General features: G+C 70.9%; 27 protein-coding genes. 2 read left to right on the top strand and 25 right to left on the bottom strand.

Annotation, left to right across the window (positions count from 1 at the left end; all coding sequences use genetic code 11):
• Positions 1-19 precede the first annotated feature (19 nt).
• From ACFZDK_RS49370 to ACFZDK_RS49250, 25 genes are all read right to left on the bottom strand, one after another.
• Positions 20-1,000: an AAA family ATPase gene (locus ACFZDK_RS49370; RefSeq protein ID WP_390984141.1), complete on the bottom strand. Its 981-nt coding sequence runs from the start codon at positions 998-1,000 to the stop codon at positions 20-22.
• The gene (locus ACFZDK_RS49365) at positions 997-1,341 is read right to left on the bottom strand and encodes a hypothetical protein (RefSeq protein WP_390984138.1); all 345 of its coding nucleotides are present in this window, start codon (positions 1,339-1,341) and stop codon (positions 997-999) included. Before ACFZDK_RS49365 ends, ACFZDK_RS49370 begins: the two co-directional genes overlap by 4 nt.
• Positions 1,338-1,922 (bottom strand): hypothetical protein, encoded by a 585-nt coding sequence (locus ACFZDK_RS49360; protein WP_390984136.1) that lies wholly within the window; start codon positions 1,920-1,922, stop codon positions 1,338-1,340. Before ACFZDK_RS49360 ends, ACFZDK_RS49365 begins: the two co-directional genes overlap by 4 nt.
• An 87-nt stretch (positions 1,923-2,009) precedes the next feature.
• Entirely contained in the window at positions 2,010-2,501 is a 492-nt protein-coding gene (locus ACFZDK_RS49355) for a hypothetical protein (RefSeq protein WP_390984134.1), read from the bottom strand.
• A 97-nt stretch (positions 2,502-2,598) separates the two neighbouring features.
• On the bottom strand, positions 2,599-2,883 hold the full coding sequence (locus tag ACFZDK_RS49350; RefSeq protein ID WP_390984131.1) for a hypothetical protein: 285 nt from the start codon (positions 2,881-2,883) through the stop codon (positions 2,599-2,601).
• A 3-nt stretch (positions 2,884-2,886) separates the two neighbouring features.
• Positions 2,887-3,459 (bottom strand): hypothetical protein, encoded by a 573-nt coding sequence (locus ACFZDK_RS49345; RefSeq protein WP_390984128.1) that lies wholly within the window; start codon positions 3,457-3,459, stop codon positions 2,887-2,889.
• Positions 3,460-3,488: 29 nt separating this feature from the next.
• A complete protein-coding gene (locus tag ACFZDK_RS49340; RefSeq protein ID WP_390984126.1) occupies positions 3,489-3,962 on the bottom strand; it encodes an RRQRL motif-containing zinc-binding protein in 474 nt (157 codons plus the stop codon).
• Between the two features lie 278 nt (positions 3,963-4,240).
• A complete protein-coding gene (locus ACFZDK_RS49335; protein WP_390984123.1) occupies positions 4,241-4,885 on the bottom strand; it encodes a DUF6919 domain-containing protein in 645 nt (214 codons plus the stop codon).
• A gap of 26 nt (positions 4,886-4,911) precedes the next feature.
• The gene (locus ACFZDK_RS49330; protein ID WP_362578225.1) at positions 4,912-5,124 is read right to left on the bottom strand and encodes a hypothetical protein; all 213 of its coding nucleotides are present in this window, start codon (positions 5,122-5,124) and stop codon (positions 4,912-4,914) included.
• 119 nt (positions 5,125-5,243) lie between these two features.
• Positions 5,244-6,011 (bottom strand): hypothetical protein, encoded by a 768-nt coding sequence (locus tag ACFZDK_RS49325; protein WP_390984120.1) that lies wholly within the window; start codon positions 6,009-6,011, stop codon positions 5,244-5,246.
• Between the two features lie 236 nt (positions 6,012-6,247).
• Positions 6,248-6,748, bottom strand: a complete 501-nt coding sequence (locus ACFZDK_RS49320; protein WP_390984117.1) for a hypothetical protein — start codon at positions 6,746-6,748, stop codon at positions 6,248-6,250.
• Between the two features lie 84 nt (positions 6,749-6,832).
• Positions 6,833-7,024, bottom strand: coding sequence for a hypothetical protein (locus ACFZDK_RS49315; protein ID WP_390984114.1), 192 nt, complete (start codon positions 7,022-7,024; stop codon positions 6,833-6,835).
• 162 nt (positions 7,025-7,186) lie between these two features.
• Entirely contained in the window at positions 7,187-8,614 is a 1,428-nt protein-coding gene (locus ACFZDK_RS49310) for a DNA/RNA helicase domain-containing protein (RefSeq protein WP_390984111.1), read from the bottom strand.
• Entirely contained in the window at positions 8,611-9,492 is an 882-nt protein-coding gene (locus ACFZDK_RS49305; RefSeq protein WP_390984109.1) for a hypothetical protein, read from the bottom strand. The genes ACFZDK_RS49310 and ACFZDK_RS49305 overlap by 4 nt, the downstream gene beginning before the upstream one ends.
• A gap of 79 nt (positions 9,493-9,571) precedes the next feature.
• Positions 9,572-10,120: a hypothetical protein gene (locus ACFZDK_RS49300; RefSeq protein WP_390984106.1), complete on the bottom strand. Its 549-nt coding sequence runs from the start codon at positions 10,118-10,120 to the stop codon at positions 9,572-9,574.
• A gap of 2 nt (positions 10,121-10,122) precedes the next feature.
• Entirely contained in the window at positions 10,123-12,087 is a 1,965-nt protein-coding gene (locus tag ACFZDK_RS49295) for a hypothetical protein (protein ID WP_390984104.1), read from the bottom strand.
• 121 nt (positions 12,088-12,208) lie between these two features.
• Positions 12,209-12,412, bottom strand: coding sequence for a hypothetical protein (locus tag ACFZDK_RS49290; RefSeq protein WP_390984102.1), 204 nt, complete (start codon positions 12,410-12,412; stop codon positions 12,209-12,211).
• Positions 12,412-12,873, bottom strand: a complete 462-nt coding sequence (locus tag ACFZDK_RS49285; RefSeq protein ID WP_390984100.1) for a hypothetical protein — start codon at positions 12,871-12,873, stop codon at positions 12,412-12,414. The genes ACFZDK_RS49290 and ACFZDK_RS49285 overlap by 1 nt, the downstream gene beginning before the upstream one ends.
• A 212-nt stretch (positions 12,874-13,085) precedes the next feature.
• Positions 13,086-15,209 (bottom strand): DUF2637 domain-containing protein, encoded by a 2,124-nt coding sequence (locus ACFZDK_RS49280; RefSeq protein WP_390984098.1) that lies wholly within the window; start codon positions 15,207-15,209, stop codon positions 13,086-13,088.
• Positions 15,210-15,351: 142 nt separating this feature from the next.
• Complete coding sequence (locus ACFZDK_RS49275) at positions 15,352-15,726, bottom strand: hypothetical protein (protein WP_390984095.1); 375 nt, start codon at positions 15,724-15,726, stop codon at positions 15,352-15,354.
• Between the two features lie 123 nt (positions 15,727-15,849).
• On the bottom strand, positions 15,850-16,041 hold the full coding sequence (locus ACFZDK_RS49270) for a DUF5999 family protein (RefSeq protein WP_390984251.1): 192 nt from the start codon (positions 16,039-16,041) through the stop codon (positions 15,850-15,852).
• Between the two features lie 208 nt (positions 16,042-16,249).
• Positions 16,250-16,396, bottom strand: a complete 147-nt coding sequence (locus ACFZDK_RS49265) for a hypothetical protein (RefSeq protein ID WP_390984092.1) — start codon at positions 16,394-16,396, stop codon at positions 16,250-16,252.
• A gap of 174 nt (positions 16,397-16,570) precedes the next feature.
• Positions 16,571-16,825, bottom strand: coding sequence for a WhiB family transcriptional regulator (locus tag ACFZDK_RS49260; RefSeq protein WP_390984089.1), 255 nt, complete (start codon positions 16,823-16,825; stop codon positions 16,571-16,573).
• Complete coding sequence (locus ACFZDK_RS49255) at positions 16,825-17,136, bottom strand: hypothetical protein (RefSeq protein ID WP_390984086.1); 312 nt, start codon at positions 17,134-17,136, stop codon at positions 16,825-16,827. Before ACFZDK_RS49255 ends, ACFZDK_RS49260 begins: the two co-directional genes overlap by 1 nt.
• Before the next feature lie 174 nt (positions 17,137-17,310).
• Complete coding sequence (locus ACFZDK_RS49250) at positions 17,311-18,108, bottom strand: hypothetical protein (protein WP_390984084.1); 798 nt, start codon at positions 18,106-18,108, stop codon at positions 17,311-17,313.
• Between the two features lie 349 nt (positions 18,109-18,457).
• Between ACFZDK_RS49250 and ACFZDK_RS49245 the strand changes: the two genes are divergently transcribed.
• Entirely contained in the window at positions 18,458-19,216 is a 759-nt protein-coding gene (locus ACFZDK_RS49245) for a GntR family transcriptional regulator (protein ID WP_390984081.1), read from the top strand.
• Positions 19,213-19,923, top strand: coding sequence for an AAA family ATPase (locus ACFZDK_RS49240; protein WP_390984078.1), 711 nt, complete (start codon positions 19,213-19,215; stop codon positions 19,921-19,923). The genes ACFZDK_RS49245 and ACFZDK_RS49240 overlap by 4 nt, the downstream gene beginning before the upstream one ends.
• The last annotated feature ends 89 nt before the right edge of the window (positions 19,924-20,012 follow it).

The raw sequence follows: 20,012 nt of genomic DNA, 5'->3' as shown, positions 1-20,012 counted from the left end.
GGCCCGGGTGCGGCACGGTTCACGCGCGGACCGCTTCCGCGTACTGCGCCTCGAGGTCGGCGCGGCCTTCGGGGTCGTCGTCCTGGTCGTGGTCGTCGGCCTCCTGGTCGACGTCGTCGAAGCTGCCGTGCACGGTGCAGACGATGTCCGGGTCCTGGTCGCGGTCGCCGGTGAGCGCGCCCCACAGGTCGGTGACCGTGTAGGCCGGCGCCCATGCCTCGCCCTCGCATTCGTCGTCGAAGGGGCAGGGCAGCAGGACCTCGAAGCCGATGCTGCCCTCGCCGTCGATGTCCGTACGCAGGGCGAGGGTGAGGTATTGCTGGCCGATGCGGATCTCCGCGACGCGGTCGTCTCCGGCGAGGCGGGAGCCGTCCTGCCACCGCCACAGCGGCATGAGTTCGGGGCCGAAGAACCGGCGCGGCACGATGAGGTCGCCCAGGCCGTCGTCGCCTCCCTGTCCGAGCTCCAGGACCCGGGTGTTGCTGATCTGCTCCAGGAGCGGCTCCAGCCGGTACAGGCTGTCGGAGAAGAAGACCTCGTTGAAGCCCTCCGAGCGCAGGTTCGGGTGGGAGGCGACCATGGCCCGGTGCTGGTTGGCGACCACATTGTCGGGCACGGCCCGGTTGGCGGGCCGGGTCTGCTGCCGCGCGATGCACACCGGCAGCGGGGTGGCGACGATGACCGCGATGACCGGCATGTTGTGCTTCTTCGCCGCGTCGACCAGCAGGGCCCTGTCTTTTGCGAGGACGGACGTGGCGTCCACGACCGTGTTCAGGCCGCGGGCCATCCTGCGGTGCACGATCAGGAGCATCGCGTCGACCGCGTCGGCCGTGGCGCTCTGATCACCGCAGTCGTCGGCCATCACGCCCCTCAGGCTGTCGAGGCTGACGACCTGGCTGGGCGGCCAGGTCGCGGCGAGTACGGACTTCCCGGCGCCGGAGGCACCGATCAGCACCACGAGCGCGTTCTTCGGCAGGTCCGGGTAGAGGAGGGCGGTCACTTTTGGTGGCTCCTTGGGGGGGCAAGGGCGCGGGCAGCCCAGATCAGGAGCTGCCCGGCGTTGTCGGTGATCAGGTCGGCGGCCTCGTGCAGCGGGCAGGAGGCGTCGCCGTCGCGGTCGGGCTCGATCTGCGCAGCCCGGCGCGCGGCGGCGGTGACCAGCTGCGCGAGGGACGCCATGAGGCCGCCGGGCGGGTCGGTGTCCTCGATGAGCTCGCGCAGGATCGCGGCGAGCTCCGCCTGGTCGACGTCGTCGGCGCTCAGGTCGTCCTCGATCTGCTGGAGGGCGAGCTGGGCGATGCCGACCGAGGCGCGTACGCGTTCCAGGCGGGTACGGCTCACCGGCGGGAGCCGGGGCGGGTGGTGAGCCAGGTGGTGACGGCGGCGGCACCGACGCCGATCGCGCGGTGCAGGGCCGCGTCCAGCTCCATCCACGCACTGCCCGGCCCGGTCAACTCGGAGATGATCTGGTCCTTGTCGTCGACGCGGACGGCCTTGCAGTGCTCGATGTAGCCGGTCTTGCCGCTCTTGCGGGCGAGCCACATCAGTAAGGCGCCGCGGTCGATCGCGGCGTGCGTCCCGGCGTTGATGACCGTGCCAGCGAGCAGCGCCCCGGGGGTGACGCGGTAGCCGAACGCCCGGGTGACCGCGACGGTCGCGGCCACCTGTACGGCGGTGTAGGAGGCGACGTGAAAAGCCACGGCACGCCTGCCGAGCTGGCTTTCGGTCATGGTCGGATGGGGGGAGTCCGGGTCGGCCGGGGAGCCGTCGGCGTGGACCAGGTCCTCGCCGTACAGGCGCTTCCGGGACGCCGACTTCGAGCCCTGCACCCAGTGGTCGCAGAACGGGTGCAGTTCACCGAACGTGGCCAGCAGCGTGGCGAACAGCGCCAGGCGCTCGGTGGTGAGGGGCAGACGGGGCATGCTGGTGTTCTCCTGATCTCGCAATGAGTGATGGGGCGTTGGGGCGGCTGGCGCGGTTCGAGCGCGCCAGCCGCCCCTTTCGTGCTGTCACGGCCGGACGTCGCTCCAGGCGCGCAGACGGTGCTGGCTGTCGCAGTCGAGGTCGTCGCCGTGGTGCGGGAAGCGGCCTTCGGTGGCGCGCAGCTCGGTGAGGACCTGCAGCAGGTCCGACTCGCCGTCCAGGACGGTGTCGATGTAGCCGCGTCCGCAGGTGCAGGGCGCGATGAGGGTGAGGACGCCGTGCTCGCGGTCTCCGTCGCTGGAGTGGTGCAGCCACAGGCCGCCGTCCAGGTAGGCGACGGCGCACGGCTGGAGTCCGGCCCCGGCCAGGGCGGGCCGGCCGCTCCAGTCCTCTGCGTGCAAGACCTTGCCGAGGGTGTCGGGGTAGACGTTCCAGATGTGGTCCAGGGCGGCGGTTTCGGCGTCGTCACGCTGTTCGTCTTCGCCCACCGTGCCGATCTCACGGGCGATGTCGAAGAGGAGGGCGAGCGGCGAGTCCGCACCGGCGGCGACGGTGGGCGCGGTGAGGGTCTCGGTCATGTGCAGCTCCTTCGGGGTTCCGGAGCGACCGGGCTGTCCGGTCCTCCGCACTGCCCCGGCCAGCGCTTGTCGCTGGTCGGGACGGCACGGGGATCCGTCAGAACGGGGGTTCGTCCGGCCAGGGGTCCCGTCGCGGCAGGAGCCGGAGGGTCCGTGTCGGCCGGTCCCAGCACCAGCACAGTTCGCCGCCCGGGTAGAGACCCTCGCTCCACCAGCCGCCCTCGCCTCGGCAGTCGGGGCAGTCCGGCCGGGGCCGGGGAGAAAGCCGGATCTCGTGCCGGTTGGCGACCAGTTCCCAGGAGCCGGCCTTGAGTGCGACGGAGGCCGCCGTGACCGTGAGCGGAACGGCGGCCGCGAGCAGCAGGGCTGTTCGGGTGCGCACTGGTCAGCTCCGGTCATCGGGATGGCGGAGGATGTGCAGAACCAGGGCCCCGCTGTACTCGCAGCGGCTGGCGTGCAGCACGTCGGGCTCGGCGGCGGCCAGGAGCTCCAGCTCGGTCTCGATCCAGGTGCGGGTGCGCTGGAGGGTCAGGCGCCCCAGGTCGAAGTCGCAGAGGTGGAAGGTGACGTCCTCCTTCCGGCTGCGGCTGCCGTGCACCCACTTGTGAAGCAGGTCGCGGGCGTCGTTGTCGTCCGGGCGAGGGAGCAGCGGGCGGGGCAGTGCCCGGCACGTGGAAGCGTGCTCGTTGGCGACCTTCGCCGCGTCGGCCAGCGAGTAGAGGGAGCGGTAGGCGCTCCGGCCGTTGCTCATGGTCTGGTAGTGGCAGCCCAGGCAGGCGACCGCGCAGGAGGAACCGTTCGCGTCGGTGGTGTACACGAGGACGACGGCCAGGACCTGGTTGTGATAGCGCTCGGTGACCATGACGCCGTCGGGCGCCCAGTTCTCCGGCCACGGCTCCGGCTCGGGGGCCGACGGTTCGGCGATCGTGCTGCGGTTGCGGGTGAACAGGCGGAACATGGGGGCTCTCCTTCAGGGCTGGTCGTTGGTCAGGCGGCGAGCCGGTGTGTGTCCGGGGCCGGGATCATGACGGTGTCGGGGCTGGGCTCGAAGCCCTTTTCGCAGGCGTCGCATCGGCCCTGGGTGCGCAGCGGGAGGCACGCGTAGTACCGCCTGCGGCACTCGGGGCACGTCTGCCTCGCCGCCATCGCCCGGTCCAGGGCCATCTCCTGGGCGAGGGTGGGTGTCCGCTTCGGAACCGCCAGTTCGATGCGGTAGAACCAGGCCTTTCGCAGCCCGTTGCGCCACGTGAGTCCCGCTATGGGCTCCTGGCCGCCGGGGCTCAAGCCCAGCGCGCGCAGCTGGCGGCGGGTCACGAGTCCCGTCTCGGGTATGGGCCCGGTCCCGCGTAACGCTGCGAACACCGCGACAGCACCCGGGGCTTGAAGGAAGCCGTACTCCGGGAAGCTGCCGTCGTCGTAGAGGTCGACGTCGACCAGGTCGTCTTCGTTCGGGCGGTCCATCACGCCCTCCAGGCGCCGGGAAGCCGGGCGGGGCGCTGCGGGTAGCGAAGACCGGGACGAAGGGGCCGGGGCCGGCCGATCCGGCGGCGCGGTCGGGGGATGAGCACGGGCGGGTCCTCCAGACGTCGGTGGGCAGCAAGCAGCACGCCCCGCCGACGCGGCATGTGTCGGCGGGGCGCGGGGTGGTGCTGGCGGCCGGTCGGCCTGTCCGGTCCTCGCCCACCGCGCCGGGGCGGGTGGACGAGGACCAGGCGGAACGACCGGAGCTCGGGCGAAGGTCAGCCGCGGGCGGGGCCGGTCGGCTGGATGCTGCTCGCCCACGGGTCGGCTGGGTCATTGCGGCGCAGGCCGGTGAGGAAATCGAGCACGACCCACATCCACTCGCCGGCGGTCCCGTACTCGGGGGCGACGATCGAGAGGTACGTGCCGGTGCTGACCTCGAGGTAGAGGTCGCGGTCCAGGCCGGGCCACTGAATGGCCATGTCCGCGCGGCTGATTCGTCCGCCGAACGCGGTGACGGCCTCGCCGTCGCGGGTGGTGACGACGACGGGCTGCTCCTGGGCACCGCCACCGGGACGGTAGTCGTTGATCCGGACGATCAACCCAGCGGCGTACGCGGCGTCGACCAGGCGGTGGAACAGCTTCGGGTCGGTGACCACCAGCTCGACTGCGGCACGCTGCTCCCACCACAGGCCGTCCGCACCGGTGCCGACAAGTCCGGGCTGCGAGCAGGTCGTGACGTATCCGGCCCGGCACAGGGCAGCGAGAGTGGGCACCAGGTGCGCAGTCTCATCGTCGGGGCCGTACCGCGGCTGGTAGCCGGGGCGGGAAGCAATCTTCCCTTCCAGCCAGAGGGCCATCAGCTCCCCGAGGTCGCTGATGGTCCGGGCGGACCGCCAGCGGCGCCGGTCGGAGCGGCTCATCCACGGGACTTTGAGTTCCACGGCTGTCACCGCCCGGTCGTCGTGGCTGACGGGCTCGGGGCGGGGGTGGCGGGCTGGCCGTCCGCGTTGGCGTGGGAGCCGAGCACGATCGCGAGGACGGCCGCGGCGGCCAGCGCGAGGCGCTTCAGCAGCGGCATCTTCGGCTTGGCCGGGGCGGTGGGCTGCGCGGGGATGAACCAGCCCTGCACCGGCTTCGGGGTCTGGGTGTTGGTCGGCATGGCGATCTCCTTGCGGGCGGTGGGGACAGGGACGGTGGTGCGTGAGGCCGGACGGCCTGTCCGGTCCTCGCCCACCGCGCCGGGGCGGGTGGGCGAGGACCAGGCGGAGCGTCCGGAGGTCAGTCCCGGAAAGGGCAGCAGCCGTTGTGCTGGTCGGCGGGCGCGGCCGGGGGCTGCACCGGAATGTGGATCTCGGGCTTGACGGTGACTTCCGCCGGGCGGCCGACGACGACGCGGCGGCGCAGGGTCAGGCCGCGCATCGCGAACGCAGACAGGAATGTCCAGGCGAGAACGGCGAGGGCGGCCGCGACAGGGCGGCTGGTGTCCGGGGTGGCCGTCCAGACCATCCACGCGGTGGCCGCGCCGTGTGCCGCCCACGTCGCGCGCACTCCGTTGTTCTTGGAGAGGAAGCCGAGGACCAGGGCGACGATGCCGGTGAGCAGCCACAGCGTGTAGACGGTGGAGGCCGCGACGGGCAGGCCGGCGGCGTGCTGCGCGATGTACGTGCGCACCGGCTGGTCGACGACGGCGAACACACCGCCGGAGGTGTCGACGCCGACCTGCACCTTGGGCACGGTGGTGAGTAGCTGGTGCAGCGCGTCCAGGACGACTTCGCTGGCGGTCTTGGCCATCAGCACGACGAAGGAGACTCCGGCCACCATCAGGACGGCGCGGAGCCAGGGGGCCATGTGCCGGAAGCCGACCACGGGGGCGCGCAGCACGTCCTCCCACATGTTGTGCAGGACGCCGTCTTCGTCCCACGCGGTGTCCCACCAGGCGCGTAGCGCGGCGAACCGCGGCTGCTTGGGCGGCGCCTTCGTGAAGGGCACCGGGAGGTAGGTGAGCTCCTGGTGGTTCTGGCCGGGGGTGTTGTCGTGGGACTGCACGGGGCAACTCCAAGGTGTCGGTGGGGTGTTCACGGAGCGTGCGAAAAGGGGCCACGCGGTGAGCGGCGGGCCCGGAGGCGACGGCGGCGGTCGGCAAGCAGATCCGGGGTGCCGAGGTCGATGACCATGGCCGCGTCTGGATCGGCTGCGACTGGCCGCGAGGCCGGACGGTCTGTCCCGCACCCGAAGCCCTGCTCGTGCGGCGGGGTGTCGGATGCGAGGCAGGGCGGCCGGGGTCAGCGAACGTCGTTGCGAGTGCGGGAGAACATCCCACGCTGGTTGCTGGTGTTGTTGATCTCGGTGTTCTGGGTGACCGGACCCTCGTACACGTTCTTGGTGACGGCGCTGCGGGCCTTGCTGATCGCGCCGCCGATCGCGGTGACGGCCATGGCGAAACCCCCGAAGGGCAGGGTCACCATCAGCACGCTGTTGAGCGTGACCGAGGCGAGGCCGTTGAGGACCAGCCAGGCGCAGCAGCCGAGTCCGACGGAGCCGGCGCCGACCCCGATGGACGCGACGGCGATCCCGGCCGCCCAGGCGGGCACGATCCGCTTGTCGTCCTGATGGACGGGCGGGGTGTCGCCGTAGGCGGGCAGCGGGGTGTCGTCGCGGAACGACGTCGGCATGTGCCGTACAGCGGGCGCCTCTGGCCCGTAGTACGACCGGGCGATGATCCGCTCGGCTTCGGCCTTGGCTTCGTCGTCGGTCAGCGGGCGGGTGATGTGCTCGAAGTTCACGGTGTTCTCCGTCCGTGCAGATGCGGGGGCGCCCTCCCTGCCGTGGTGGCGGGGAGGGCGCAGAGGGTGGGGGAGCGGGGCGGTTCAGCCGAGGCTGCTGAGCATTCCGGCGATGCTGCTGATGGCGTTGGTGATGGCGGGGGCGATGCCGGTGGAGGCGAGGGTGAAGCCGAACAGGCCGGCGGCGAGGGCGGGCCAGATACGCAGGTAGCCGGTGCGGAGCAGGATCAGCACGGCGACTCCGGCGAGGACGACCAGGGAGACGGTCAGCGCCACGGTAGGGAACTCCTTCGGGAAGGTCGGCGGCCCCGTACGCCTCAGCGACGGGCTGGCCGCCTTTGAGGCCGGCGTTGATGACGGAGATGCGGAGCGCCCTCCCGCCGTGGTGGCGAGGAGGGCGCGGGGGCGCCTCGAGGTCGGCGCCGGGGGCGCCCGTGATCACATGGGCAGGCTGATCAGGCCGGAGGCGTCCTTCGGGGCAAGCTTTTCCTCGCCCCGAAGGGTGCTGACCGTGGTGCGCACGGAGCCGCGTTTGGCGTCCTTCCCGCCGTCCTCATCGAGGGCCGCGAGGAGGTCTGCCTCGGACAGGGGGCCGGACTCAAGTGCGGCGAGAATCCGTTCCTTCAGCGTCCTCGGCATCGCTGGCAGCGATTCATCTTCGTCGCCGTCGCCGTACTCCAGGTCGTAGCTGTCCTCTGCGGCCTGGCCTCCCTTGCCGTCCTTGGGCGGCGGGAAGATCAGCTTCAGGGGCTTACCCGGGGGCGGTGCGTCGCCGTACAGCTCCCGGATCACCGGGTCGAACCCCTCGTGCGGCGAGAGCGAGCCGACCAGGAAGTAGCGCGCCATCGACGTCGGCCGGGCCGACGTCAGGTGGTAGCACATGCCCTGGCTGTTCGGCTTCTCCTTGCTGCGGTCGACGGGCGCTCCCCAGCGCTGGATGCTGCGGGTGGCTCCGAGGATCTTCGGGATGGGCTGAAGGTTCTCACCGGTCGGCAGCAGGCCGTCGCCGACGAGTGAGGCCATCATCTGCGAGCTCCACCTGAGGAGGACGACCTCGCCTTCCTTCAACATGGCCCTCAATGTGTCGCTGCCGCCGAGTTCGTCAAGGTGCCCGGCCTGCGCGGCGAGCACGATGCCGATGCCGACGCTGCGCCCGGTCCGTCCGATCTCCTTGATCAGCCGGGCCGCCTCGGCCCGGAACGGGCTGCCCTTTTCGAGCAGGCGGTTGGCTTCGTCGATGACGACGTATTCGAGCGGGTCCGGGTTGTTGATCAGGAACCCGGAGCGGCCCATGTCGGCGTACCGGTTGAACCGCGCTTCGGCCTTCGCGACGGCGGCCCGCAGCAGGCCCATCGCCTCTTCCAGCGTCCGCACGTGCGTGGCGACGTTGCCCTTCGCCTCGGGTACGGACTGGCCGCCCTTGAGGTCGGCGAGGTGCACGACGATCCCGTTGCGCTTGCACGCGGCGAGGAACGCCTGGAGGGCACGGCTCTTACCAGCGCCGGTCGTGCCGAAGATGATGATGCGCTGGGCGTTGCCGGTCTCGGGGTCGTGCACCCGCATCCGCAGCGGCTCGCCGTCGTAGTACGAGCCGATCCGGATGCAGCCGTTCTCATCCAACTGGAGGTCTTCGAGGGTGATCGCGCGCATCTTCGCGAGCGGGTTCACGGGGAAGACGCGGACGACGGCCTGGCGGCCCCGCCCCTGCTCGAAGATCACGCGGCTGGGGTCGTCGACCTCCAGCAGGTCGCACAGGGCGTCGTGGTCGGCGCCCTTCACGCCGCCCGGCCGGGTGCGCAGCATGTACTCGCGCATCACCTGCTGTTTTTCCTCAACGTGCTGCTTCGCGAGGGCTGCCGGCGTCACGGGTTGAACTCCTTCGACATGTCGTACTCGTTGATCTCGGTGAGGGTCACGCCGGGCAGCGCGGACCGGCCGATCTCCGACCAGACGTCCTCATCAGGCGCCGGGCCCGCCTCGGGCTTGGGGCCGATCAGCAGCATCGCGAATCCGGCGCCGTGCCCGGGGATCTCCTGTATCTCCAGCAGTTCCACAGGCACGTTCATCAGGGCCGACAGGCGCTTGATCTTGATGTCGGGCACCGGCTCACCCTTCTCGATCGCGGTGAGCGCGACGGCGACGCGGCGCCGGTCCTCGATCGCCCGCACGTCGATCACGCGCGTGCCCTCGGCAACGCCGCCCTCCCTGGCCGCGTTCAGGGCCCACCACCGGCCAGCCGGATCGTCGGGAAGCGCGACGGCAGTCTCGGCTTCGGTACCCGCGCCGTCCTGGCCGCCCTCGGCGTCGTCGGTCTCGACAACCGGCTCGGGCCACTTCGCGACGCGCTTGGCGAGCTTCCCGGGACGCAGCCACCACACCCCAGCCGTCCACAGCACGGCGACGCCGCCCTGGACCAGGCGGCCCTCGGTCGCGTCCCACGCGAGCTCGGTGATGAGGTTCGCGGCGAGCACGGTGTGCGGCGTCAGGTAGATCGTGTACGCGATCGGCTTCTTCATCGGGTGGGCGAGCTGGAACCGGGGCGACAGGAACGCCCCGCCCAGCCCGGCCGCGATCGTTGCGAGGATCGCGGGCAAGGTGCCGGCGTCGGTGAACAGCCCCGCCGTCATGGCGGTGCCGCCCGCGAGGGTCGCAAGCCGGCCGACGCCGCTGACTGCGGCCGACCCGGCACGGCTTACGACCGACCCGGCACGGGTGGTTTCGATGTACGTGCGCAGCGGCATCATCGCCGGCACTCCTTTCAGGTATGCGGAAGGCGCCCGGCCCCTCGTGCGGGGGGCCGGGCGCCTTCGGGGCCGGATTGGGTCAGCGGTTGCTGTACCACTCGCGTTCGGCGACGTCGGCGGTGCCGGACTGCATCGCCTCGTTGACGTCGCCGTAGTCGCTCGCGTGGTCTCGGGCCGCGTTGTCGAACTCGGTCGACATCTCGGCCGCCTCGGCGGAGAGTGCGTCGGCCAGTTCGAGGGACTCGCGCATCGTGGCTGCCGCGTCGTGGTGCGAAGAGGTGACCGAGTCGTCGACGGCCAGCGACGCGGCGACGTCGGCGAGCCCGTCAACGGTCTGTGCGCAGTCCTCAACGTACGAGTACGCGCCCTTCACGGCCTGCGAGAGCAGCCTCATCGCCGCAGCCGCGATCCCGAGACGGGCGATGACGAGCATGAACGTGAGGGCGTCCGCGATGACGTCGACGATCCGGCCGCTGTTCAGCGGGGCAAGCTCGCCGCCGCCGTCCGAACCCTCTCCGGGGGCCGGCAGGTCGGACGCACCGGACGCGGTGACCTCCGAGCTGGTCTGTACGTTGGTCGGCTCGATCGCGCCGCCGCTCCCGGCGGAGGCTTCGGCTTCAGTGCTCATGGTCACACCCCGCTTCGGTCGTGGTATTCGCGCTCAGCCGGTGCCACGTGCCCGGCTTCCTTCACCCGGTCGGCGCGCAGCTTGTCGGCTTCGACGGCGGTGTCTCGCGCCGTCAGGATCGCCTCGGAGGCGCGGGGCAGGGAGTCCCGCAGCGCCTCAGCCTTGTCCTGCACGCTGCCGGCCCGCTCTATGAGGCGGATGCACCACTTCGTGAGGACCCCGGGCACCTTTTTCTCGAGGCACATCGCGTAGAGCGATTCGAGCCCGGACTTCAGGCCCTCGCACTTCGCGGCAACGAGGTTCATGTGCTCAACGCCCTGAAGGATCTGCTCGCTCATCTCTTCGTCGGAGTCGATCAGGTCGTACACGGTCAGCTCGGCGTCGACGAACTGGGTGTCGCCGACCTCGCCGACTGCAGCGGCTGTACCCATGACGATCGGGCTCTCTTTCGGTACGGATCGGGTGGGCGTGACCTGACCGGAGGATCCGGCGGGCAGGCCCTTGCGACCTGTGGTGATGCTCCCAGCGGGCTGTCGTCGCCGCTGTTCGGCCCGGATGTCCTCAACCTTGTATTCGACGTCCCAGCCGGGCGGGGGGCGCAGCCACTCGCCATCAGCACCGGGCATCGATCCGGGGTCGGTCGTGGTGCGGCCCCTCCTGCGCCGCCGACCCGTCCTCGGTCCCGTCGTACTTCCCTTCGGCTTCCGGCGCCCGGTGCGGGGCTTCTTCTTCCGGGGCGGCTTCGGCTTCTTCTTCGTCCCGCCCTTCGAGCCGTCGGGCCTGGGCTTCTTGGTCAGGTCGACCTTCTCGGTGTCGTCCTTCTTCGCCTCCGTGCCGTCACCGGCCTTGGGCTTCTTCGTGAGGTCGACCTTCTCGGTGTCCTCCTTCTTCGTCCCAGTGCCGTCATCAGCTTTCGGCTTCTTGGTCAGGTCGACCGTCTCGTCGGGCTTGCCCTTGCCGGTCTCCTTCGGGCTGGTGCCGCCGGCCTTCTCCCGTTCCCGCTGCCGCTCGCGCTTCGCCTGCCGCTTCTCGGCCTTGCGCTTGCGCCGGTCGGCGGCCTCGGCCGCCGCTTCCTTCCGGGCCGCCGCGCGGTCGTCCAGGTCAGCCTTGCGATGGTCGGCCGCGGCCTGGCGCTGCGCCTTCGCTTCGTCGTTCTTGCGCTGCTGACGGCCCGTCGCGAGCTTCCCGAGCGCGCCGGGGGACTTCTTCGCCCCGCTCGGTGAGCCCTTGCCCGATCCCGAGCCGGAGCCCGACGACCCAGTGCCGCCCCCGGCCGCGCCCTTCGAGCCCTTGCCCGATGAGCCAGGCCCGGAGGAGCGCGAGCCGCCACCGGCAGCTCCGTTCGATCCCTTCGGCCCCGTGCCGCGGCCGCCGGCCCCGGTGGAGCCGTTGGCTGAGCTGCCCCGGCCGCCTGTCTTCGGGGAGGGCTTCTGCTGCTGCCCGAAGGTGCCACGCCCCGAGCCGCCGCCGGCGCCGGACCCGCCCGAGCGACCGCCGCCGCCCTTGCCGGTCGCGCCGCGTCCGAACTCGGGCCCGGACTGCACCTTGCCCGCCTTCGCAGCGTTGGCGACCTTCTGCTTGTCGGCCGCCCCGCGCGCCTTGTCGGCGACGGCGTCGTGATGCTCGCGCCGCGCCTTCAGGTAGTTCGCCACCGACCACGTGCCGCGCAGCGCCGCGACGGCGATCGCCGCCATCGTGACCATGGCCATCGAGGCCGTCGCGCGGGCGGGTGTTCCGGTTCCGCTTGAGGCGTTGGCGATCATCTGCGGGGCGACGTCGTCGGGGTCGACGGTGCTCGAATCGTCGTCGTCGCCGGGGGTCAGGAACGGCAGGAAGAAGTCGGGGGGCGGAGCCAGGTCACCGGCTTCCGGAGGGGGCGGCGTCCCGTCGTCGGAAGTGCCGCCGGGGGGCGACAGATTGAGCATGGGGAGCGTGATGACGTCCGCGCCCCGACCGTCGTCGGCCATCTTTTCGTCCTCACTTGACGTAACCGCTCGCCTCGCGTAAGCGCGCGCGTGACGCGCGCGTGTGGCGACAGCCTCAGCGGCCGGATTCCTTAATTTGAACGTTGATTTTGAACGCGGAGAGTTACGAGCCGAAGCCCTTCTCCTTCAGGTACTTGCCGAGCTGTTCGTCCAGCGCCGCCCACATCGGATCGTCGTCCGGAAGGTGTGCCCGGGCCGCGTCGACGAGGACGACGACGCGGTCGCGAGGGGTGGTCGCCCCGTGGATCCGGGGCGACCACAGCTCGAAGGTGAGGCGCTTCGACCGGGCGGGATCTTTGCCCGTCATCACGCGCCCTTGTTGAGGTGCGCGAAGAACGGGTTCGTGTCCTCAGCGGATTCCGCTTTCGGCGCGGGCGCGTCGATCTGCGGCTGCCCACCGCCTGCCTTCAGCTCCTTCAGACGCTGCTTCTCAGCCTCCTTCGCGGCCCGCTTCTCGGGCAGTTCCTCGTAGCTGCGCCGGTACCGCGCGCTGTACGTGGTGAGCTGGACGATCACGTCCTCCAGGTCCTCGATGACCTTCGCGAGCGGCCGGACCGTGTGGTGGGCCCGCAGCTTCGCCTGAAACGGCAGGTCACCGGGCAGCTTGTCGACTTCCCCCAGGTCGGCCTCGATCTCGGCGAGCAGAGCCTTCGACTCGGCGAGCAGGGGAGCCAGGAACGCCCTGCGCTGCTCGATGAACACACGGCGCTTCTCGGGGCCTTCGGCGAGCAAGTCGGGGGTCCACCGCGGCTGGTTGTTGCTGCTCATCAGGGGTTTTCTCCTCTGCGGGGGTGATGCGATCGGTCGGCACCGATGCGGGTCGGGGGCCGTTCCTGCTCGGGGCGGGAACGGGAAATCGGCCTGCCGGCCGTGGCCGTCACCAGTCCGCGCTCACGCTCACGCGTGGGCTCGGGCCGGTGGCGACCATGAGCGGCAGGGCATCGCGCCAGGGGGTGGGCGCTCAGGCGCTCACCGGGCGCTCACTGCCCGCCCGGTGCGGCCCCTTCGACCTGAGCGCGCAGCCGCTGAGCGGTCGGGCGGGAGACCGGTCCGTCGGGGGACAGACCTGCGTCGGTGAGCGCGTCACGGATCTCCGTCCACTCGGGTCGGCGCCCGAGCTCGGTGTAGAGGAGACGGACACGTGCGTGGCGACGCTCGGTCAGCGCCTCCGTCTCACTGCGCGTACGAGCGCCCTCCGCTCGCTGAGCGCCACCGCCCCCCGTACTGCGCTCACCCGTGTGAGCGCCGGAGGTGAGCGCCGGGCGCTCACGCTCCCCGCGAACCTCGCCCGACGTGAGCGCGCTCGCGTCGGGGTGAGCGTGCTCGGTCTCCTCCACGCGCTCGATCGTGTGAGCGTCGTCCGGGGTGAGCGTGTCGGCGAGCGCGGCGGGCGCGCTGCCGAGCTTGAGCGCCATCCGCTGCTCCAGCGGAGCCTTCCACCGCCACAGCAGACCGTGCTCCTCACGCAGCTGCGCGCGCAGCCAGGTCTCCTGCTGGAGCCGGGTGAGCGCGTCCTCGTAGGAGGTGATCTCCCACAGGATCATCCGGCGGCGAAGCCGAGCGGTGGGGATCGGAGCGAGGATCCAGCGGGAGCGGCGCACCGTCTCCATCCGCACCTTGCCGGTGACCGCGCCGATCCTCGTGGCGTACACGTGGGAGGCGATCTCCGAGAAGATCACCCACAGCAGCGTGAGGGCGGCGTGGCCGATCCGGCCCGAGGCGGAGTGCGAGGCGTTCCAGTTCAGGTAGACGGTCACCGCCGTCAACGCCCGGGGCACCCAACGGATCCAGCGCAGTTCCATGCCCATGCGGATCAGGAACAGGTTGGCGCCGGTGAAGGCCGGGATCGCGACGTCGATGCCGACCGGCAGCAGCCACGGCCAGTCCCAGCCCCACCCCGAAGCCTTGGTCTCCAGCGCGGTGTAGGAGGACAGCAGCCCGAGGGTGGAAACGGCCGCGGCGGCCAGCACGATCGCGACGGCCCCGAGCAGTTCCTGCCCGGACAGCGGCGGGACACCGCCGACGGGCCGGGCGTCGTGGCGTGCCTTGCGGCGGGCGGCACGGGCATCGGTGCGAATCTGGCGGCGCCGGGCCCGCTGAACGGTGCGCTGCGTCGCCTCTTCCAGGATGCGTTCGGCGGTGGCCTGGTCGGCGACGGCCTTCGCCGCTGCATCCCGGGCCGTCTTCGCGTCCGTCTCCGCCTGCTCCCGCAGCCGGACGACGTCCTTTTCTGCAGCGGCCCGCAGCTCATCAGCGGAAGTGCGGGCGCCGGCCAGGGCCCGGTCGGCGTCCTGGCGGAGACCCGCGGCGACCTTCTCGGCTCCGGCCCTCACCTGCGCGGCCTGGTCGTCCGCGCTCTCGCGCATCCGGTCGGCGTCTGCGCGGGCCCGCTGAAGGACCTGGTCGCCATCCTGGGTGGCCCGGGCGCGGATCTCGGTCGCGGCACGGTCCGCGTCAGCCAGCAGCTCGGTGCGCCGGGCCTCGGCATCCGCGCGGACCGTAGCCGCGTCCCGGTCGGCGGCCGCCCGCAGTTCGCGGGCCGCCTCCCTCGCCTCGGTGACGACGTCCTGCGCCTGACGGCGCGCGTCGGCGAGGACCTGGTCGGCCTTGCCGGTCGCAGCCGCGGCGAGGGCGCCGGCCTCCGAGCGGGCGTCGGCGAGCAGCTGCTCCGCCTTCGCTTCGGCGGTCGTGCGCACCTGGTCGGCGTCGGCGGCCGCGCTGGTCGCGGTGTCCGCACGGACCTGGTCGGCGGACACCTGGGCGTCGGCGAGGATCCGGGCCTGCTCGGTGATGGCCGCCTCGGTGATCGAGGCCGCCTCCTCGCGGGCCGCGTCCAGCAGTTCACCGGCGCGCTCCTGGCCGTCGGCGAGGATCCGGTGAGCGTCGGCGGCGGCCAGGGCCCGGAGGTCGGCGGCACGGTCGACCGCGTCGGCCAGCTGCGGGTCGGCCTCGGGGTACACCACCGGAGCAGCAGCGGTCTCGGGCTCGGGTGCGGTGGCCTGCACGGGAACGGCCACCGCCGTCGTCGTCGTGGTGCGCCCACCGCGGGGCTTCGGTGTCGTCGCGGGCTGGCGCCGGCGGCGGGTTGTCTTGGTGGTGGCCACGGGGGTGTCCTTTCTTCCGGGCGCCTCCGTGCAGAAGGGGCACCGTGGATCACTGGCGGTCGGTAGGGTCGTGACCAGGCCCTCCGAGGCCCCAGCAGCGCTAATGCCGAGGACTCGGAGGGCCGTTCTGTCGAGGCAGTGGTCAGCGCGGGGCGGGCAGCGTGCGGCTGTCCTTCGCGAGGTGCTGGGTCAGCCAGGCGACGGCGGCCGGGGTCATCGCGCCGCTGTCCGGCTCGGTGAGCGGCGCGGTGTCGATGTCGCGCATCGCATCGACCGGCGGGAGCAGCCGCATGTAGGCGGGGTCGATCCCGGCGCGGGCCCGGTTGCTGCTCAGCTCGGTCAGGTCGTAGAGGACCTTGCCGGTGTCGGCGTGCCGCCAGTCCCGCTCCACCCGGCCGACGAACGTGTGGCCGGGCAGCCCGAGCCAGAAGCGTTCGACGTCGCGGAACAGGACCATGTCGCCCTTGGTGTAGGTGGTCTGCGACTGGGTGGCCTGCGTCTGTGACTGCTGGGTCACGTGCTCTCCTCGCATCGCGAGCACCGGCCCGAAGGCCAGCGGGTCCGGACTGTCCGGCTCCCAGTCACCGCCCGACCCAGCCGCCGGAGGATCGGCGGTCGGTGCGGGCGGATCAGGCAGCCGTCAGGCCACGACCGTGAGGTGACGGTGCGGGGCGACGACCCGGCCGTCGGGGAGCAGCTCGCCGGTGTCGTCGAAGATCAGGACGCCGTTGCACAGCAAGCTCCAGCCCTGTTCCGGGTGGCTGGCCACGGCGTGCGCGGCCTCCCGGTCGGGGCTGTCGGCCGACGGGCACTTCGGCGTGTGCGTGCACAGCGAGTCCGGCAGCGTGGTGGTGCCGGTCGCCGTCGTCGCGGTGTCGAGCTGGGCGGTGCTGTCCATGGGGACTCCTGCGGGGAGGACGATCCCGGGACCTTCCCGGGCGGAAGACGTGCGAAAAGCCGGCCGCCCGTGGTGCGGGCGGCCGGCCTGGTGGAACAGCGTCGCGCGGGCAGGGAGTTGGGGTTCCGTCCCGTCCTGCGGGTCAGATCCGCTTCTTCTGCTGAGCGAGGTAGGCGTCCTGGAGTCGCTCGAACGACTCCTGCAGACGCTGGCCGACCTCGCACCGCACGTCCGGCGAGCACTCAGTGCAGGTCTCACCGTGCGCGCGGTTGGCAGTGTCGGCCCTCATGTAGCGGGCAAGTAGATCGTCGGGCACGACGATCACCCGCGGTTCCGGCAGGCGTCGCAAACGCCCCCCGACCAGCCCTCGAATCGTCCACCGCACTCGGAGCACTGGCCGGTCACGGCCAGGACCAGGCGCAAGACGGCGGCTAAGCGCCCACGGGTGGCCCTCTTCATACCGTCACCCCGCGTTCCGGGCGCGGTCACGGGCGGCGCGGCGCTTCATCGAGCGCCGTTCGTTCTCGGAGCGCCCGCCCCAGACGCCGTCGTTCTGTCCGGACTCCAGCGCCCACTGGAGGCACTGGTCCATGACCGGGCAGCGGCGGCAGACGGACTTGGCCTCCTCGATCTGCAGGAGCGCCGGCCCCACGTTGCCGATCGGGAAGAACAGCTCGGGGTCCTCTTCGCGGCAGACCGCGTTGTGACGCCAGTCCATTACTTCACCTCTCCGGTTGCCGCAGCGTCGTGGACCAGGTGGTCCGACGTCGTCCACGCGGAGCCGATCGCGAAGGGCTCGGCACCGGGCCGCAGCACGTCCTTCACGACCAGGGCCCACTGCGCGCCCCGGCGCCCCAGCAACTCACGAGCACGCTGCGGGTCGCGGATCACCGCGAGGACCTCGAAGGCGCCGTCGACGTTCTGGTAGATGGAGCCGGGCGTGCGGGGGCCGATCTGGTCGTCGACGACCCGGCGCAGGGCTTCGAGGATCATCGGGTCGGATTCGGCGGCGGGCGCCGGGAGTGTCATGCTGGTCTGCACAGGTCCTCCAGTCAGGTCCTGGACAGCCCCGGGGGGTTCCAAGTCGCCGGGGCTGTCGCGTTCACTCCCCCGTTGGGGAGTCGGCTGGTCGTACGAGCAGCCACGGCCCGGCCGACCCGAGGTAATCGGGTCGGCCGGGCCGTGGTCGTTCGTGCGGGTGGGTTACAGGCGGTGCAACTGCTCCAGCTTCGTCGCGAGCGTTGTGATCGCGCTTGCGAGGTCGGCCCGCTCCCAGTCGTTCAGCTTTTCGCTGTGCTGCTTGAGCGTCATCTCCAGCGCATCGTGAACACGCTGGATGTCGGCCCCTCGTACCGCGTCTGCGGTCAGCTCCCACTGGCGCTCACGCAGGCCGGGCTCACGCTGCTCCGCCTCGATCTCCTGCCGTTTGATCATTTCTTCGCGCTCTTCCGTGGTGCGCAGCTGGTGCACGTGGAAGCGGGCGAGGCGGTCTCCCTCGATGCAGTGGGACTGGCCTGACGTGCAGGTCGGGCAGGCCTTGAGGTGTGTCTGCAGCGCCTTCAGCGTGTCCTTCTGGTCCAGCGCCACCTGAATCTGGGCGACGGCCGGGGCCACCGCGACCTTCGGCTTACGCGTGACGCGGTTCGAGCGACGCCCGTCGGTCTCCGCGGTCCCTTCCACCAGGCGCTGCCGCCAATGCTCGATCTCTACGTCGATGATGACGCGCCGGTGGCTGCCGCCCTTGCAGGAGACCGGAGCGGCCGTGCCGGCCTTCTCCGTGTGATGGGGCACCAGTCGCGTACGTCCGGGCTGCCCGTTCGGCCGGTTGATCGGAACCCAGGTGCGGCAGGAGGGGCACACCAGCGAGACGCAGGCCGGGTCCAGGTCGTACTCGTGCACGGCGAGCTCGGAAACACGCAGCGGGGCGAGTTCGTTGCGGCCGCGGGAACGGGTGCGACGGACACGTTCCTTGGCGGTGCGCTCGGTGGTGGCAGCAGACATGTGGACTCCTCACGTACGGAGCGGGCGGGGTACGGCATCGCGGGTGCTCTCTCCGCCACCGCAGGACGCTCGGCTAGGCCGGCGTCCCGCAGGACGGACAACGCATCAGCGCTGCTCACGCAGCAGCCCCTAAGCCAAAGGGCTCAGGTCCCGGAGGAGTTAGTGGTGCCTCGTGGTGCAAAGACTCCGGGGCCACCGAGGTGGCGATTACTGCGGTCTTGCGGTGGTGCTCACTCGGTGCTCCCGGAGGATCACCGACGTCTTACATACATCAGGTTGCATCAGGTACCCTCAGGTGTCAAGCGGTATAGTGAGGCACCCAGAGGTAAAACGAAGGAGGCGAAGGCACATGTCAGGGCCACCCCGAGCCGACAATCGGCCGCCGTATGCGCGCATCGCGGGCCACTACCGCGAGCTGATCAGCTCTGGGGAGCTCTCGCCGGGCGACCTCCTGCCCAGCATCAAGACGCTGGCGAACGAGTGGGAGGTCAGCACAGCCACCGCCGACCGGGCCATGCGACTGCTGCGCGAAGAAAAGCTCGTGCAGGGCATCCCGGGCGTCGGGACTGAGGTGATGGCACGCCCCATCTCGCTGTCCTCCGGGGCGGAGCGCCACGACCGCAGCAGCAAGACAAAGTCGTCGTGGGGCGTGGGTGAGAAGTCGTCCGGCCACACCGCCGGCATAGTCGAAGCTCCCGAGGACGTCGCTGACGTGCTGGGTATTTCGCCTGGTGACGACGTGATTCGCCGTAGCCGTGTCTACCGGGACGGTCATGGCATCGTCTCCCACTCAACTTCGTGGATCCCGGCCGAATTCGCCCAGGTCGTACCCGAGTTGGCGCGAAGCGAGCGACTCAAGGGCGGGTTGTCGCTCGACTTGATCGCTCGGGCGACCGGGCGGCACGTCGATAAGCGCGTGGATGAGGAGACTGCTCGCATCGCGACGGAACGCGACCTCGAGCTCCTAGAGCTGGAGGCCGACACCGTCGCGGCGATCCTTGTGCTGACCGCACGCTTCCTGGACGCCGACGGCGAGCTGCTGGAGTACGGCGTGGACTTGGGCGCCCCGGGCCGCACCCGTCGCACGACGTCAGAGGTGCGGCGGTGACCAGGTGCGACGCCGCCGTACTGGACGACACGCTCGTCTCCTGCCTCGAAGCCCGCCTCGGTCAGCTCCTTCGAGCCGAACACACCGACACCCTCACACTGGAAGGACGATTCGAGATCACGCGCATCTCCGCCGCTATGTCCGGCAGACCGGGCCCCGCGCCTCGCGCGATTCTTATGTCCGGTCTCCAGGGCGCTGGCAAAACCACCCTTGCCCGCGCCTTGGAGGAGGCCGGGTTTCGGCGCCTCTGCCCTGATGAGGAGATGTTCCGCCGCTACGGCCACTACGGCAGGGACTTTCCCCGCGGCCAGTTCAGGATCAGGGAGGCGCCCGTACTTAAGGACATCGCCCTTGAGCTCCAGGGACTCCTGGCGGCTGGACACGACACCGTGGTCGACCACGGCTTCTGGACTCCGGAAGAGCGGGCACAGTGGGCAGCAACCGTGATGGAGGCCGGCGGCGAGCCCGTTCTCATCTACTTGCCTGTACCGCATGAAGAACGCTGGGACCGGATCCGGAAGCGCAACGAGCAATCGCTGGTCGACGCGAACAGCATCGAGTTCAGCGAGGAAGATCTGCTCAGGCATGCGGGCCGTTTCTCCCCGCCGACCGACGATGAGCCGCACATCGTGTACGACGGAAACCCGGAGAGCGTGCTGGCCACGCTCCGCCGTGCACGTCCCTCCATGGATGGCGGACCGCATTGACCCCTACCTCCCGCACGCAACTCCTGGCACCTGATGACCATGACCGTGCTCGGGTCCTGCGGCTACGGAAAGTGACAGCAGTCGGTGAC

Origin of the sequence: Streptomyces sp. NPDC007901, from assembly GCF_042959465.1 — a bacterium.
Taxonomy (GTDB): domain Bacteria; phylum Actinomycetota; class Actinomycetes; order Streptomycetales; family Streptomycetaceae; genus Streptomyces.
The sequence above is the reverse complement of the archived record's forward strand: the minus strand, read 5'-3'. Positions and strand labels throughout refer to the sequence as shown.

What these genes read in the sequence shown, in the direction of transcription:
- ACFZDK_RS49250 (WP_390984084.1), bottom strand. Translation starts at nt 18,108, where the DNA reads ATGTCTGCTGCCACCACCGAGCGCACCGCCAAGGAACGTGTCCGTCGC.
- ACFZDK_RS49335 (WP_390984123.1), bottom strand. Translation starts at nt 4,885, where the DNA reads ATGAGCCGCTCCGACCGGCGCCGCTGGCGGTCCGCCCGGACCATCAGC.
- ACFZDK_RS49295 (WP_390984104.1), bottom strand. Translation starts at nt 12,087, where the DNA reads ATGGCCGACGACGGTCGGGGCGCGGACGTCATCACGCTCCCCATGCTC.
- ACFZDK_RS49305 (WP_390984109.1), bottom strand. Translation starts at nt 9,492, where the DNA reads ATGATGCCGCTGCGCACGTACATCGAAACCACCCGTGCCGGGTCGGTC.
- ACFZDK_RS49345 (WP_390984128.1), bottom strand. Translation starts at nt 3,459, where the DNA reads ATGTTCCGCCTGTTCACCCGCAACCGCAGCACGATCGCCGAACCGTCG.
- ACFZDK_RS49245 (WP_390984081.1), top strand. Translation starts at nt 18,458, where the DNA reads ATGTCAGGGCCACCCCGAGCCGACAATCGGCCGCCGTATGCGCGCATC.
- ACFZDK_RS49300 (WP_390984106.1), bottom strand. Translation starts at nt 10,120, where the DNA reads ATGAGCACTGAAGCCGAAGCCTCCGCCGGGAGCGGCGGCGCGATCGAG.
- ACFZDK_RS49265 (WP_390984092.1), bottom strand. Translation starts at nt 16,396, where the DNA reads ATGAGGGCCGACACTGCCAACCGCGCGCACGGTGAGACCTGCACTGAG.
- ACFZDK_RS49340 (WP_390984126.1), bottom strand. Translation starts at nt 3,962, where the DNA reads ATGGACCGCCCGAACGAAGACGACCTGGTCGACGTCGACCTCTACGAC.
- ACFZDK_RS49360 (WP_390984136.1), bottom strand. Translation starts at nt 1,922, where the DNA reads ATGCCCCGTCTGCCCCTCACCACCGAGCGCCTGGCGCTGTTCGCCACG.
- ACFZDK_RS49330 (WP_362578225.1), bottom strand. Translation starts at nt 5,124, where the DNA reads ATGCCGACCAACACCCAGACCCCGAAGCCGGTGCAGGGCTGGTTCATC.
- ACFZDK_RS49355 (WP_390984134.1), bottom strand. Translation starts at nt 2,501, where the DNA reads ATGACCGAGACCCTCACCGCGCCCACCGTCGCCGCCGGTGCGGACTCG.
- ACFZDK_RS49285 (WP_390984100.1), bottom strand. Translation starts at nt 12,873, where the DNA reads ATGAGCAGCAACAACCAGCCGCGGTGGACCCCCGACTTGCTCGCCGAA.
- ACFZDK_RS49290 (WP_390984102.1), bottom strand. Translation starts at nt 12,412, where the DNA reads ATGACGGGCAAAGATCCCGCCCGGTCGAAGCGCCTCACCTTCGAGCTG.
- ACFZDK_RS49255 (WP_390984086.1), bottom strand. Translation starts at nt 17,136, where the DNA reads ATGACACTCCCGGCGCCCGCCGCCGAATCCGACCCGATGATCCTCGAA.
- ACFZDK_RS49260 (WP_390984089.1), bottom strand. Translation starts at nt 16,825, where the DNA reads ATGGACTGGCGTCACAACGCGGTCTGCCGCGAAGAGGACCCCGAGCTG.